The organism is Edwardsiella ictaluri ATCC 33202 (genome assembly GCF_000264785.1).
Classification (GTDB): domain Bacteria; phylum Pseudomonadota; class Gammaproteobacteria; order Enterobacterales; family Enterobacteriaceae; genus Edwardsiella; species Edwardsiella ictaluri.
In genome coordinates, this window is sequence record NZ_AFJI01000054.1 from 70,918 (window position 1) to 85,501 (window position 14,584).

A 14,584-nucleotide genomic window follows, 5' to 3' on the forward strand; every position below is an offset into this window, starting at 1 on the left:
GTGGGCGGACTCAGATCAGGACAATCAGCAGCAGCAGCCCCACCAGCATCACCGGTGCGGTGCGCTTGACCAGATCGAGCGGTGAGACGCCGACCATGCCGGCGACCACGATGGCCGCGGCGGAGAGCGGCGAGGCGGTGCGCCCCAGGTAGCTGGCGAAGGCGGCGGCGGTCCCCAGGTTGGTGCCGTCCATGCCAAAGGCGGCGGCATGGGGGGTAATGGCCTCGTTGAAAGCGTAGGCCGCGGCGTCGCCGGAGCCTATCACGATAGCCATCAGGAATGGGCCGACGGTGCCGCCGAAGCGGGCAGCCTGCGGGTAGTCGATCAGCAGCGTTTTGGCGGCATCGATAAGCCCAATGGCGCTCAGACCGGCCACGAAGACCCCGGCGCAGATGATAATGCCGAATACGTCGCTGTAGGCTTTACCCATGCCGTCGAAGAAGGCCGGAATCGCTTTGCCTGGGTGGGTGCGGGTGACCAGCAGGGTGGCGAGGATCCCCCACATGACCGCCTGCGGAACCCCCATCTTCAGCCAGCCTACGCCGCCGAAGGCGCCGAGCATCAGCAGGGTGACCGGCAGCAGCGGCATCAGTGCGGCCAGCAGGTTGATCGGTTGGTGGTCGGCCTGCATTTCGCTTTCCAGCGTTGAGTGATAGCCGCGATGTTCACGGCGCAGCAGGGCGGTCAGCGTCATGCCGACCATGATCAGCAGCCCCAGCCACACCACGGTCATGGCGCGTGAGCCGATGATGGTCATCACGTCGCCGCCGACGATTTTGGCCACCAGGGCCATGTGCGGACTGCCCGGATTGAGCAGGCTGGCGCCGAAGGTGCCCGCCAGCACCGCGGCGCCGGCCATCACCGGGTGGATACCCGCCGCCAGCTGCAGCGGGATCATGGTGATACCGGCGGCGGCGGCGGCCCCGGCGGCGCTGGGCAGCGCCAGCTGGACGAAGGTGGTCAGCAGAATGGTGCCGGGGATCAGCAGCAGACCGACGCGGCGCAGCGGTACACTCAGCAGGCGCACCAGGTGGCGGTCACAGCCGGTAAACTTCATCACGGTGGCGAAGCCGATGGCCGACAGGATCGCCTGGATCAGCCCCTCGGAGACCATCTTCTGGGCAAAGCTGTTCATCGCCGCCATCGGATCGGCGGCCAGCAGGCACATCAGCAGGCCGGAGAACAGCAGCACGGTGCGGGTATCCTGGCGCTTGATCAGCAGGATCACCGTCAGGATCAGGATTGCAATACCGGCAATAACTAACATGGTTTAGTCTCCCGAGACAGGGCGTTGGTAGATGACGTGGCGCTGCGTATCGTAGGGCGGCTCCTGCGCCAGCCGGGCACGCAGGGCATCGAACTCGGCCAGCCACTGGCGGCGCCAACGCGCCTTGAGCGGTGCCGGCTGCCAGCAGGCGTCGATGGCGTTGGCCAGCATGGTTCGCACCCCGTCGAGATCGAAGCCGAACTCCTCCACCATGACCCGGTAGCATTCGGCGCCGTTGGTATCGTGCATATGCCAGTCGTCGGTGGCCGGGATCAGGTTGATGCCCGCCGCCGCCATGCGGCGGATGGGATGGCATTGGCGCCACGCGTCGCGATCGGGCCAGCGCTTGAGGAAGAAGGTGTTGCTGGGCACCACGGTAAAGGGAACGCCGTCGCGGGCGCAGCGCGCCATCAGCTCGGGGTTATCGACGATGCTGTAGCCGTGATCGATGCGATCGAGGTGCAGCAGATCCAGCCCGCTCTCCACGTTACGCCAGTGCAGGCCGAACTCGCTGCAGTGGCCGGTCAGGCGCAGTCCGCCCTGACGCGCCAGACGGTAGGCTTTCCAGAAGTGCTCTATCGGCGCATCGTGTTCGCGGTAGTCGATGCCGATGCCGGGCACCAGCGGGTGCGGGTGCGCCAGCACCGTCTCCACCATGCGTACGGCCTCTTCGGGGCTCTTTTCGCGGTTGATGGCCGGCAGAAACAGCGCGTGGATATCCCAGCGCCGGGCGGCGCAGGCCAGCCCCTCCGCCAGCGCGGCGGTGACCTCGGCATAGGGCAGCGCGGTGTCAGAGGGGTTCCAGAACAGCTCCAGGTGGCGTACCCCGGTGGCCGCGGCGTCCTCGGCCACCTCCTGTATGACCCGGCAGTAGTCCCGGGGGCGCGTCAGCAGCGGGTAGAGGAAGTTAAGGGCGGCGATACCGCCTTTGACCTGACCGGTCTGGGCCTGATAGCGGCGGTAGAAGCTCTTGGCATCGCGTTCACTGAGGGCCACGCCTGCCTGCTTCGCCAGGTCGCGCATCGTCTCCAGGCGAACGCCGCCCAGCAGGTGGTAGTGCAGATCCAGTTTGGGGAATCGGGCCAGAAAATCCGGCCAGGTAATCGTTTGCGTCGCTGGCATTGATCTATCCCGCGGCAGAAAAAAGGAAAGGCGCATCATAGGGGAACGTACGCCGGGCGTGAAATGCTATTCCGGCATGGCTCAGGCCGATTCGGCACCGGGGTCGCTTTCCCAGCGGTGCGCGGAATGTTTAGGCTGCCGGGACGGGCGGCGGCCAGAAGGTGTGGCCGGCGGCGATGCGTAGTGCCAGGCGCTGCCAGAAGGCCTCGGCGCGCTGGTGCAGGCGGGCGCGGTTGCGATAGAGACGGATCTGATAGGGGACGCACCAGCGCTGGCGATCCACGGCCACCAGCCGACCCTCCGCCAGCTCCGCGCCGATCTGGCAGTCGGCGAGCCAGGTCAGGCCGTGGCCACGCAGCGCCATTTGACGGTGCAGATCGCACAGTGAGGCCTCAAACAGCGGTCGGGCGGGGAAGGGATACTGGGGCATCAGACGCTCTACCATACGGGCGCTGTAGGAGTCCGGGGTGTAGCGTAGCACCGGCACCGGTTGTTCTCCCGGCTGAAAACGCGGGCGTCCATCGGGATCAGGGGCGCAGACCAGCAGCAGGTCGCCGCGCCCGAGCAGCAGGTTGTCAAACGGCGGCTGCAGCAGGGCGTGGGTATCAAAGGCCAGCAGGAAGTCGCTGGCCCCCTCCATCAGCGCCTCGACGGCGAAGTCCACCCGCAGAATATCAACGCCGAAGGGTAAGGGCGCCGGGTCGTCTGCGCTGGCCGCGGCGATCAGATCGAGCAGAAAAGGGGAGGAGAGGGAGTGTGGGGCACTGAAACGTACCGGATGGAGCAGGGCCTGCGGACGTCCGTTGATGTTGTTAAGCCCCTCGTGCCATTGGTTGGTCATGGCGTGGGCCAACAGGCGAAACTGGTAGCCGGCGGGCGTCAGGGTTACCGGGGTGGTGCTGCGATCGACCAGCTGCTGCCCCACGCTCTCCTCCAACGCCCGGATATGGCGGCCGAAGGCGGGTTGAGTAATGTGGCGGCTGGCGGCGGCGCGCGAAAAGTTGCGCAGTTCTGCCAGTGTCAGAAAGTCTTCAAGCCAGCCTATCTCCATCTACTCTCCCCTTCCGTGGTTATCCGGATGTTCTCCGCTATCCTGCCCTTTCGGGCAGTGGTATGACAACCCTGTATCTAGATTATCACCAAATAATATATTTTTTATAGACATGCATACAGATAACGCAATTTGAATGATGAATAAATGAAATAAACACTCGGTATTTGCGAGGTTACTAAGCTGTTTAATTCGAATTATTTGGTGATCAAAAGCGCAGAATTGTATATCGGAGCAATGAATTAACGGAAATGTGAAGCAGGTACTGCCTACTTATCCGATAGCTAAAATAAGATGTCATACAGAAATTGGCGTAATCACTTATTTGTTCAGACCAAAAGTAACACATATTCAACCAATATCAGGGAGCCTTGCCATATGAAACTGAAAACTTTTTCCCGTCATATCCTCTGTGCGGCCGTGCTTTCTCTGATTGCTGGCGGCGCACAGGCAGCAGAGAAAGTCACACTGAAACTGGCTCATAACCTCGAACGCAGCCACGTAGTACATCAGGCATTCGAGCAGATGGCAAAAGAGGTACAACAACTTTCTAACGGCAATATGCGCATTCGTATTTACCCCAGCAGCCAGATGGGCAGTGCCCGTGAAACGCTGGAGCTTCTGCAGAACGGCGCACTGGATATGACCAAAGGCTCCGGCAGTGATTTGGAGTCATTTGATAATATTTACGCCATCTATAACATGCCGTACCTGTTTAAGGATCAGCAGCACTTTAATAACGTTGTCTATGGTCCGGTCGGCAAGGAGATTATGGATTCCACCAAGGATAAAGGCTTTTTCGCCATGTCCGCCTACGTTGCCGGTACCCGCAGTTTCTATGCCAAGAAACCGATTACCTCTCCGGCCGACCTGAAGGGGCTGAAAATCCGTGTTCAGGCCAGCCCGACCACCATCAAGATGGTCGAACTGATGGGCGGCTCCCCGACGCCGATCTCCTTCGGCGAAGTGTATACCGCTATGCAGCAGGGCGTGGTGGATGGTGCGGAAAACAACATCCCGTCCTGGGTACAGACCCGCCACATCGAAATCGCCAACGTCCTGTCTGAAGATGAGCACGCCTCGATTCCGGATTACCTGGTCATCGCCACTAAAACCTGGGAGAAGTTGACCCCGGAGCAACAGGCCATCCTGACCAAAGCTGCCCGCAATTCTGAGGTCTACCAGCAGAAACTGTGGGATAAGGTCGATGCCGAGTCCCGCGCACAGGCCAAAGCGATGGGTGCCAGCATCGTCAGCGTAGACAAGGCGCCGTTCCGCGCCGCCGTACAGCCGTTGTATGACGAGTTCCGCAAGGATCCGCAGCAGGCTGCGCTGCTGGACAAGTTTGAAGCCGCCGCGCAGTAATGCCGTTATGCGCGGGCGAGAGAGACGCCCGCGCCGTTTCATCCCGCTATTTGGATAGACCGTATGATTCTCGATCGGATCAAAAAAATCGTCGACCGCAGTATCGCCTCGTTTGCGGTGGTGGTGATGGTGGCGCTGGTGGCCTGCGTTGTCTGGCAGGTATTCAGCCGTTATGTGCTCAGTCAGCCCAGCACGCTGACCGATGAACTGGCGCGTTTTCTGATGATTTGGGTCGGCCTGCTGGGTGCCGCCTATACCGTGGGCGCCCAGCGCCACCTCTCAATTGATCTGCTGGCGATGTCGGTCAGTGCCCGCACCCAGGCCGCGCTGAGCGTGCTGGTCAATCTGCTGGTGATGGTGTTCTCGTTCCTGGTAATGATCGTCGGCGGACGAATGCTGATCGACAAGACCCTGGAGACGGCGCAGCTGTCGGCGGCGATGCAGATCCCGATGGGGTATGTCTATTTTATTCTGCCGCTGAGCGGCGCCATCATCATTTTTTATAGTCTGTACTTTGTGATCAGTGGAATGAAGAAACTGGCCATCCCGCAAGGAGTGAATAACTGATGGAGAGCTATATCGCCCTGACCCTGTTTGGCAGCTTCTTCTTTCTGGTGTTTGTCGGTGTGCCGATTTCATTCTCTATCGGTATCGCCACCTTTGCCTCCATGCTGCTGATGTTTCCGTGGGAGATCGCTACCATTACCGTCGCGCAGCGTCTGGCCAACGGGCTGGATAACTTTGCGCTGCTGGCAATACCGTTCTTTATCTTTGCCGGCACGTTGATGAACAGCGGCGGTATCGCCATTCGATTGATCAACCTGGCACAGGTGATGGTAGGACGTGTGCCCGGCTCCCTGGGGCACGTTAACGTGCTGGCCAACATGATGTTCGGCTCCATCTCCGGCTCGGCGGTGGCAGCGGCGGCGGCGGTTGGCGGTACGTTGCACCCTATCCAGACCCGTGACGGTTATGATCCGGCCTTCTCTACGGCGGTTAACGTCTCATCCTGTATTACCGGGCTGTTGATCCCGCCGTCCAACGTACTGATCGTCTTCTCCCTGACCGCTGGCGGCGTGTCTGTGGCGTCGCTGTTCCTGGCTGGTTATCTGCCGGGGATACTGATGGGGCTGTCGATCATGGTGGTGTGCGCCTTTATCGCCAAGGCACGGAACTATCCGGTCAGCGCGCGCCCGACCCTGCGTCAGGCGGGTAAAGCTTTCTGGGATGCCTGGCCCAGCCTGCTGCTGGTATTCATCGTGATGGGCGGGATCCTCGGTGGTGTCTTTACCGCGACCGAAGCCTCGGCGATCGCCGTGGTGTACACCTTTGTGCTGTCGGTGCTGATTTACCGCGAGGTAAAGTGGCGCGATTTGCCGCGGCTGATCCTGGAGTCGGTGGTGACGACCTCCATCGTACTGCTGCTGATTGGCTTCTCCGTCGGCATGTCCTGGGCGATGACCAACGCGGATATCCCTTACATGATCAGCGATGCGCTGATGGGGATTTCGGAAAACCCGATTGTCATCCTGCTGCTGATCAACATTGTGCTGCTGATCGTCGGTATCTTTATGGATATGACCCCGGCGGTTCTGATCTTTACCCCGATCTTCCTGCCGATCGCACAGGAGCTGGGGATGGATCCGGTACATTTCGGTATCATGATGGTGGCTAACCTGTGTATCGGCTTGCTGACGCCGCCGGTCGGGAGCGCCCTGTTCGTCGGCTGCTCTATCTCCGGGGTGAAGATCCAGCAGCTGATTAAGCCACTGCTGCCCTTCTACCTGGCACTGATTGTCTCGCTGATGATGATCACCTATATCCCGCAGATCTCCCTGTTTGTGCCGCAGCTGTTTGGCCTGATGTAAGCGGAGTTACGATCCGAAAGGCAGAGTTTATCTCTGCCTTTTTTATTCGTTCGGCGTGGCGGATAGGCCAGTCCGGGTTACGCAGTGAGATACGGGATGGTTTCATTGATTGGCTGGTGCGCTGTTCATACGGCGGCGCAGGCGTTACAGAGCACCGTCGGCATCCGGTTTTCCCAACGGTACTCTGTACACACGTCTCCGGCGACCGTTTCTCCGGCGGATCAATCCGGTGATCCCTGCACTGTTTTCCCTGCGGCGGGTACGGCTCAGCAAAGCTGGCTGAGCTCTTCGTTATCGCCGAACTATCCAGTCTGGCCGTTCACAAAAAGTCGATTTAGCGGCGCAGATAATTGCGCCGTAAGCTGTCTGTGAGATAATTAGCCGGTTCGCTGGATCCGGATAAAATCCCGCTGAATGCCCTCCGATTCTGACAGCGCTGCTGCAGAATGCAGAGAGGCTCTTCCCCCTGCTTTCGCTTTTCCGCCCCAGATCTTTTTAACGGAATCATCGTATGTATTGGTCTCGGGTACTTTATTGGCCGAGATCCTCCGGTGCTGAAAGATCCGTGCACCGGCATTCAGGCCTGCTACCATGTGTTTCTGGCCATCGCTCAGGGCGCCGACGCCCGCAGTGACTTCCCGTGGTCGTTTATCGATCTGCTCTCGTGGCTGAACGGTTACCAGAAGCAGTATGGTTTTGTGCATGTCGCTTGCCCGCGGGATCTGATGCGGTGTAAAAAATGCCGCTTCTACTGGTATCAGCTGGTGATCCGCAGCAACGGTGCCCCGCGTTAAATCCTGGTGCTGGTGCGCGATTCCTCCCGGCTGGTTTTTCCCGCTTCAGCGTTTATGATAAGGAGATGGGGCCGCCGTCGGCGGTAGGCAGATCGGTTGCGTTGCTGCCGCAGTTCAGGAGTGGTATTTCGGGCAGTTGACGCGTCAGGCGCACCGGATCTGGCGTGGGGCCGATATAAACTATCTCTGTGGTCGTCGTCAGGCGGATCGTGTACTGTATTCTGACAACGGTCTGATTTATGTCACCCATGATCACTATCGACACTTTACCCGTATGGGGTGATCGCGATGCAAAAAGTCCAGTTTGATTTTAGCCAGATAGCCGATTTAGCGGCGTTCTATCGCCAGTTTTCCCAGGCCTTTACACTGGCGTCGACGTTCGGCAATAACCTTGATGCGTTGTGGGATGCGCTGACCGGCGATATTGGAATGCCGCTGGAGATTGCGTTCATCAACTTTGACGCTGCGAAGAAGCGACGCTTTGCTGCGTTGGTGCTGCTGCTGGAAGCTGCCGAAGAGGAGCTGGAGGGCGAGCTGCGCTTCAATACCTACGATAGGGTGGCCTGAGCGCGGTGGAAAACAGCGCTACCGGCCAACCGGCCGGCAGGCGCGTTGTATCAGTCGTTTGCTTCTGCCAGCGTGCGCAGATATTGGAAGATCTGGCGTGCGGATTTGGGGGGCTTGTTGCCGTCCCGCTCTTTTTTAGCGTTGCGGATCAGGGCACGCAGCTGCTGGCGGTCGGCGTGGGGATAGAGGTTCAAAACCTCGCTGATCGCTTCATCACCATCGCTAATCAGACGGTCGCGCAGCTGCTCCAGCTTATGGAACAGAGCAACCTGCTGATTGTGGCGGTTTTTCAGCTTATCCAGCGCTGTTTGGATCGGCTCAGGATCGCGTTGGCGCAGCAGTTTTCCGATCAGCTGCAGCTGACGACGACGCCCTTCTTTCTTGATGCGCTGCGCCAGCTCAATCGCGGCGCGCAGATCCTCATCCAGCGGGATGCGGTCCAGCGCATTTTTCCCGAGATCCACCAGTTCGGCCCCCAGGGCTTTCAGGGCTTCGGCATCGCGTTTGATTTCGCTTTTGCTGACCCAGATGATTTCATCATCATCTTCGTTCTCTTGTTGGCCTGGGATCTCGTCCAGCCACTCTTCGTCTGGATGTTTGTACATGGCAGTTTCCTTAAAAAATGGCGCACATCCTAACAGGTGTACGCGCGCGTGTCGCGCAATTATCGGCCCGCGCCAACGCTGTGGTCGATGGATGACCCGTAAGACGGTTTCCCGTGCAGCAGTATATACCCGGCGCCTATTTTACGGCAGGGAATGTTCGCCAGCCCTCCGCGCAGCGGCGGCGGAAAATAGCGCGTTACGCTTTGTCTGTCCCGGCGCGTCAGCGGTGGATCGGCACAGTGCACTGAAATTAATCCTCTGATAAATAATACATAATAATATTTAATTGACGGTTCACGATCTGATAGGGGGGTATAATATTTTGTTAAATGTTTTTTGATCTGCTGACGGTGGCTAAAAGAGGGGCTGTACACGGAGCGGCGATCACGGAAAATTAATTTGTCATAGGTTTGACTCGATAGACAATATAATTATAATGCCGCGGTCTAAATTAATATAGGTTAGTTATGTCAGATTTGTTGAAGTCACTGAATAATATTCGTACGCTGCGTGCCTATGCACGCGAAACCCAGATTTCGGTTCTGGAAGAGATGTTGGATAAGCTGCGTGCCGTGGTAAGCGAGCGCCGTGAAGAGGTCGAACTGGCCGAGAGCAGCCGCCGTGAGCGCGAAGATAAGCTGAAGGCCTACCGCGAAATGTTGCTGGCTGAGGGGATCTCTCTGGATGATTTGCTGGAGATGGAAAAGGTCACCGAGCGTAAAGTTAAGCGTGCGCCGCGTCCGGCTAAATATGAATTCCTGGATGAAAATGGCGAAATTAAGCAGTGGACCGGTCAGGGTCGCATGCCGAAAATGGTCAAGATTGAAATCGATGCCGGTAAATCCCTGGATGATTTCCTGATCAAATAAATTCTCCGGCCGTCATGATGCTTCCCGTTAGTATGGGGGAATGGCGGTCGCGCTGTTATTTGCGGTGGTTCCGCACATCCCGTTTTTTCTTACCTTATCTCTTTGCGGGGATCGCGCTGCGCCTTCGGCGTGGTTCACGTGCGCTGCGGTCCTGCATCGGGGCATGTGTCGGCAACGAAATTCACTGCGCTTCCTGTTACACTCTTAGCTGCTGTTCCCTCACCGGGCATCGTTATCCCAGGACAGTTGTCGGCGATCACGCCGGCCTGTACCGTTGCGGGCCGTCCCCGGGAGATATGGCGCTGTATCACTCAGGCTGCGGCCTGTTGTCATAGCCGACGGCGCGGTGTCGCCCGGTTTAACCGTTTTGCAATCATGGCGGATCAATGAAAGTCATCAATCAGGTAGCAGAGCAACGCAAGGCGCTGGAAGAGGCCGTGGCGCAGGCGCTGACGCTGGCGCAGGCCGGGGCGGATGCGGCAGAAGTGGCGGTGACCCGGACCACCGGCATCAGCGTCAGCACCCGCTTTGGTGAAGTGGAAAACGTCGAGTTTAACAGCGACGGCGCACTGGGGATCACCGTCTACCATCAGCAGTGTAAAGGCAGTGCCTCCTCTACCGATCTCAGCCCGCAGGCCATCGCACGTACGGTACAGGCGGCGTTGGACATCGCGCGTTACACCTCACCGGATCCCTGCGCCGGTCCGGCGTCGCGCGATCTGCTGGCGTTTGAGGCCCCGGATCTGGATCTGTTCCATCCATCTGAGCTGAACGCTGAGCAGGCGATTGCGCTGGCCGCAGAGGCCGAGCAGGCGGCCCTGGGTGCCGATGCGCGAATCACCAATACCGAGGGCGGTAGCTTCAACAGTCACTATGGCATCCGCGTCTTCGGCAACAGTCACGGCATGTTGCAGAGTTACTGCTCCAGCCGCCATTCTCTGTCCAGCTGCGTGATTGCCGAGCAGGACGGCGACATGGAGCGCGACTACGCCTATACCATTGCCCGTGATATGGACGATCTGCGTTCCGCGCGCTGGGTCGGTGAGGAGTGCGCCCGCCGAACGCTGGCGCGTCTGGCGCCGCGTCGTCTACCCACCATGCAGGTGCCGGTGATGTTCGCCGCGGAGGCCGCTACCGGGCTGTTTGGCCATCTGGTCGGCGCCATTAGTGGCAGCAGCGTGTACCGCAAGTCTACCTTTTTACTCGATAGCCTGGGCCAGCAGATCCTACCCTCCTGGCTGACCATTGATGAGCAGCCGCACCTGTTGCGCGCTCTGGCGTCTACCCCCTTTGACAGCGAAGGGGTTCGCACCACACCGCGGCGTATCGTGCAGGACGGCGTACTGCAGACCTGGCTGCTGACCAGCTATTCAGCGCGTAAGCTGGGGCTGCATAGCACTGGTCACGCAGGTGGCATTCATAACTGGCGTATCGCCGGCCGTGGGCTGGGATTTGAACAGATGCTGCGCGAGATGGGGCGCGGCTTCCTGGTCACCGAACTGATGGGGCAGGGGGTGAGCGCGGTGACCGGCGACTATTCGCGCGGCGCATCCGGTTTCTGGGTTGAGAACGGCGAGATCCAGTATCCGGTGAGCGAGGTCACCATCGCCGGCAATCTGCGCGATATGTGGGCCAATATGGTTACCATAGGCGACGACATTGAGACGCGCAGCAACATTCAGTGTGGCTCGGTGCTGCTGGACAGCATGCAGATCGCCGGGGAGTAAGGGGTCATATCATCGCCTGACATCAGGGTTTTGCATCGGTGCGGGTAAAAATAAATATCCCCCGGCATAGCCGGGGGTTTTTCATATGCGCCTATAAAGATGTCCTGCCAGCCGCGCCCTGACAGGTGCATTGCAATCTGACATCTGCATCGTCGTCCCCATCGGGCCCCCTTTTGATTGCTTGTTTGACTCTTGCCGTTGCCAGACCGCAAGGTGTTTGAACCAATCAAAAAGGGTTTTAATAACTGGCCAAAGCTGAAAGCTTTACTGAACCCCCAGCCTGGCTGGGGGATTCTGTGCACAAAAAAACCGCATGGCAGGCGCCATGCGGCAGAGGGGAAGCGCGGTGTTTAGCGCGAGCCGATGTTGCGTAGCGATTTGCCGGCCATCAGGTTACGCTCGATGTGCTCCAGGGAGATGTTCTTGGTCTCCGGGATCAGCGCCAGGGTAATGAAGACGAAGATCAGGTTCAGGGCGGCGTAGACCCAGAAGGTATGGGCGCTGCCCAGATTGTTCAGCATGGTCAGGAAGGTTGCCCCGACGATCATGTTGGCGATCCAGTTGGTGGCGGTGGAGCAGGTGATGCCAAAGTCACGCCCTTTCAGCGGCTGGATTTCGGAGCACAGTACCCAGATCAGCGGGCCGGCGCTCATGGCAAAGCCGACGATAAACAGCAGCAGCATAACGATGGCAAAGTACTGCACCATGCTGGAGGTAATGCCGATATTCATCATGGTACCCAGGGTGCCCATCCCGATGGCCATGACGATAAAGCCCAGGATCAGCGTTGGCTTACGGCCCCAACGGTCTACCAGACCGATGGCGATGAAGGTGGCCAGCACGTTGACCAGTCCGACGATCACCGTTCCCCACATCTGCTGTTCGGTGCTGGCAAAGCCGGCCAGATCGAAGATTTTCGGTGCGTAATACATAATGACGTTCATCCCGGTAAACTGTTGCATAACCTGCAGCAGTATCCCCAGATAGACCGCCCGGCGAAAGTTGCTGTTCTGCAGGAACAGCGTCCAGCCGCTCTGCTTTAACTTCAGACTGTCACGGATATCGTTTAGCTCATCCTGGGCCTGCTGGCTGCTGTCGCGCAGCTTTTCCAGCACTTGGCGCGCTTGTTCATGGCGGTTACGGGAGGCCAGCCAGCGCGGGCTGTCCGGCAGGAAGAAGACCCCCAGCAGCAGTACGATGGCCGGGATGGTGATCACTCCCAGCATCCAGCGCCAGGAGCCGGTATAGCTAAAGGCGGTGTCGGACAGATAGGCGCCGAGGATCCCGATGGTGATCATCAGCTGGTACATCGAGATCATGCTGCCGCGGATGCGCTCTGGGGCTATCTCGGACAGATAGATCGGCGCGGTGTAGGAGGCGATGCCGACGGCCAGCCCCAGCAGGATACGCGACAGGATCAGGATGTCGACGTTAGGGGCAAAGGCGGAGCACAGGGAGCCGACGACAAACAGGATAGCGCCGATCATCAGGCTGTATTTACGACCCATACGGTGGTTCATCCAGCCGCTGCCGACGGCGCCGACGGCGGCCCCGAACATCATCGAGCTGACGACCCACTCCTGCTGTGAGCTGGTGATGTTAAAAGTATCGGTAATAAACGGCAGTGCGCCGGCGATCACGCCGATATCCAGACCAAAAAGCAGACCCGCCAGCGCGGCCAGAAAGCAGACAAAGAACGTCATACCGGCGTTGGAACGGGCATGGTGTACGGTGGATGTATTGACGGGAGTACTCATACTGCCTCCAAACAGGATCATTTCTCTGATGTTGCCATGGTAAGAATTGCCCGCTGACTATAAAGTGCGCACGATCACATAAATGTAATCGTTTACATTCGATGCTATAAATAATCATCATCAATACACGTAGCAACAATGTTAGCGCGTAGGTCTATTTTTGTTGTCACTTGACGTTATTTCGCGATTGCATCCCTATTTAGGCTCATGACAAGCCGAATTAATCCTGTGAATAGGCTGAGTGTTACCGAGGTGTGAGTATGCGTTTCGATATAAATGTAATCGCTTTCACTCTGGGGTTACGCCAGCAATAGGGAGGGATATGCGGCACAGGAAGAGGAGCCCAGGGATAAAAAAGCAGGCCGTATGGCCTGCCCTATGACGGAGTAATACGTGGTTACTTCAGGCCGGCGGCCTCGCGCAGCAGCGCGGCTTTGTCGGTCTTTTCCCACGGGAACTGCTCACGGCCAAAGTGGCCGTAGGCTGCCGTCTGGCGATAGATCGGCTGGATCAGATCCAGCATCTGGATCAGGCCATAGGGACGCAGATCGAAGAACTCGCGCACCAGCTGGATCAGGTGCTCCTGATCGATTTTTTCCGTGCCGAAGGTTTCTATCATGATCGAGGTCGGCTCGGCCACGCCGATGGCGTAGGAGACCTGGATTTCACAGCGGTCGGCCAGGCCGGCGGCGACGATGTTCTTGGCAACATAACGTGCGGCGTAGGCAGCGGAGCGGTCAACCTTGGATGGATCCTTACCGGAAAACGCACCGCCGCCGTGACGGGCAGCGCCGCCGTAGGTATCGACGATGATCTTACGACCGGTCAGACCGCAGTCGCCCATCGGGCCGCCGATAACGAAGCGGCCGGTCGGGTTGATAAAATATTTGGTGCTGGCGGACAGCCACTCGGCAGGCAGAACCGGCTTGATGATCTCTTCCATCACAGCTTCCTGCAGATCTTTCTGGCTGATGGTGTCGGCGTGCTGGGTAGAGAGCACCACGGCATCGATGCCGGCGATCTTGCCGTCGTCATACTGGAAGGTCACCTGGCTCTTGGCATCCGGACGCAGCCACGGCAGGGTGCCGTTTTTGCGCACCCGGGCCTGACGCTCCATTAGACGGTGGGCGTAGGTGATCGGCGCCGGCATCAGTACGTCAGTTTCGTTGGTGGCGTAGCCGAACATGATGCCCTGGTCGCCGGCACCCTGCTCCAGCGGATCGCAGCGGTCGACGCCCTGGTTGATATCCGGGGACTGTTTGCCGATGGCGCTCAGTACGGCGCAAGAGTTGGCATCAAAGCCCATGTCGGAGCTGACGTAGCCGATGTCAGCCACGGTTTTACGGGTCAACTCTTCGATATCGACCCAGGCGTTGGTGGTGATTTCACCGCCGACCAGCACCATGCCGGTTTTGACGTAGGTTTCACAGGCTACGCGCGCCTTCGGATCCTGTTCGAGGATGGCATCCAGTACGGCGTCGGAGATTTGGTCGGCGATTTTATCCGGATGTCCTTCAGACACGGACTCGGACGTGAAAAGGTGTTTAGCCATAATTGTGTTCTTTACCTTCAAAAGACGGGTTGATTCTACT

The 14,584-nt window shown here is 58.6% G+C and carries 12 protein-coding genes and 2 pseudogenes; 8 read left to right on the forward strand and 6 right to left on the reverse strand.

Annotation, left to right across the window (positions count from 1 at the left end; translation table 11 throughout):
• Positions 1–10 precede the first annotated feature (10 nt).
• From dcuC to EIEH_RS07670, 3 genes are all read right to left on the reverse strand, one after another.
• Positions 11–1,267 (reverse strand): C4-dicarboxylate transporter DcuC, encoded by a 1,257-nt coding sequence (gene dcuC, locus EIEH_RS07660; protein WP_015872602.1) that lies wholly within the window; start codon positions 1,265–1,267, stop codon positions 11–13.
• Between the two features lie 3 nt (positions 1,268–1,270).
• Positions 1,271–2,389 carry an adenosine deaminase family protein gene (locus EIEH_RS07665; protein ID WP_035609170.1) on the reverse strand — a complete coding sequence of 373 codons (1,119 nt, stop codon included), beginning with the start codon at positions 2,387–2,389 and terminating at the stop codon, positions 1,271–1,273.
• A 130-nt stretch (positions 2,390–2,519) separates the two neighbouring features.
• Positions 2,520–3,440 (reverse strand): LysR family transcriptional regulator, encoded by a 921-nt coding sequence (locus EIEH_RS07670; RefSeq protein WP_015872600.1) that lies wholly within the window; start codon positions 3,438–3,440, stop codon positions 2,520–2,522.
• A 378-nt stretch (positions 3,441–3,818) separates the two neighbouring features.
• On the opposite strand from EIEH_RS07670, the gene EIEH_RS07675 reads away from it, so the two are divergent.
• The 6 genes and pseudogenes from EIEH_RS07675 (at position 3,819) to EIEH_RS07700 (ending at position 8,034) form a co-directional block, all read left to right on the forward strand.
• A complete protein-coding gene (locus EIEH_RS07675; protein WP_035609173.1) occupies positions 3,819–4,805 on the forward strand; it encodes a TRAP transporter substrate-binding protein in 987 nt (328 codons plus the stop codon).
• A 63-nt stretch (positions 4,806–4,868) separates the two neighbouring features.
• Complete coding sequence (locus EIEH_RS07680; RefSeq protein WP_015872597.1) at positions 4,869–5,372, forward strand: TRAP transporter small permease; 504 nt, start codon at positions 4,869–4,871, stop codon at positions 5,370–5,372.
• A complete protein-coding gene (locus EIEH_RS07685; RefSeq protein ID WP_015872596.1) occupies positions 5,372–6,673 on the forward strand; it encodes a TRAP transporter large permease in 1,302 nt (433 codons plus the stop codon). Before EIEH_RS07680 ends, EIEH_RS07685 begins: the two co-directional genes overlap by 1 nt.
• Before the next feature lie 602 nt (positions 6,674–7,275).
• Positions 7,276–7,467 (forward strand): annotated as a pseudogene (locus EIEH_RS19680) (family 1 glycosylhydrolase); the annotation flags it as partial.
• 130 nt (positions 7,468–7,597) lie between these two features.
• Positions 7,598–7,750 (forward strand): annotated as a pseudogene (locus EIEH_RS17565) (ribonuclease N); the annotation flags it as partial.
• 5 nt (positions 7,751–7,755) lie between these two features.
• Positions 7,756–8,034, forward strand: a complete 279-nt coding sequence (locus tag EIEH_RS07700; RefSeq protein ID WP_015872593.1) for a barstar family protein — start codon at positions 7,756–7,758, stop codon at positions 8,032–8,034.
• A gap of 50 nt (positions 8,035–8,084) precedes the next feature.
• Here EIEH_RS07700 and yjgA read toward each other — a convergent pair whose 3' ends face one another.
• Positions 8,085–8,639: a ribosome biogenesis factor YjgA gene (gene yjgA, locus EIEH_RS07705; RefSeq protein ID WP_015872592.1), complete on the reverse strand. Its 555-nt coding sequence runs from the start codon at positions 8,637–8,639 to the stop codon at positions 8,085–8,087.
• Positions 8,640–9,106: 467 nt separating this feature from the next.
• On the opposite strand from yjgA, the gene EIEH_RS07710 reads away from it, so the two are divergent.
• On the forward strand, positions 9,107–9,508 hold the full coding sequence (locus EIEH_RS07710; RefSeq protein WP_015872590.1) for an H-NS family histone-like protein: 402 nt from the start codon (positions 9,107–9,109) through the stop codon (positions 9,506–9,508).
• Positions 9,509–9,894: 386 nt separating this feature from the next.
• The gene (gene pmbA, locus EIEH_RS07715; RefSeq protein WP_015872588.1) at positions 9,895–11,235 is read left to right on the forward strand and encodes a metalloprotease PmbA; all 1,341 of its coding nucleotides are present in this window, start codon (positions 9,895–9,897) and stop codon (positions 11,233–11,235) included.
• Positions 11,236–11,585: 350 nt separating this feature from the next.
• Here the strand turns inward: pmbA and EIEH_RS07720 are convergent, their stop codons facing one another.
• On the reverse strand, positions 11,586–12,992 hold the full coding sequence (locus EIEH_RS07720) for a sugar porter family MFS transporter (RefSeq protein WP_015872587.1): 1,407 nt from the start codon (positions 12,990–12,992) through the stop codon (positions 11,586–11,588).
• Between the two features lie 397 nt (positions 12,993–13,389).
• Positions 13,390–14,544, reverse strand: a complete 1,155-nt coding sequence (gene metK, locus EIEH_RS07725) for a methionine adenosyltransferase (RefSeq protein WP_015872586.1) — start codon at positions 14,542–14,544, stop codon at positions 13,390–13,392.
• Positions 14,545–14,584 lie beyond the last annotated feature (40 nt).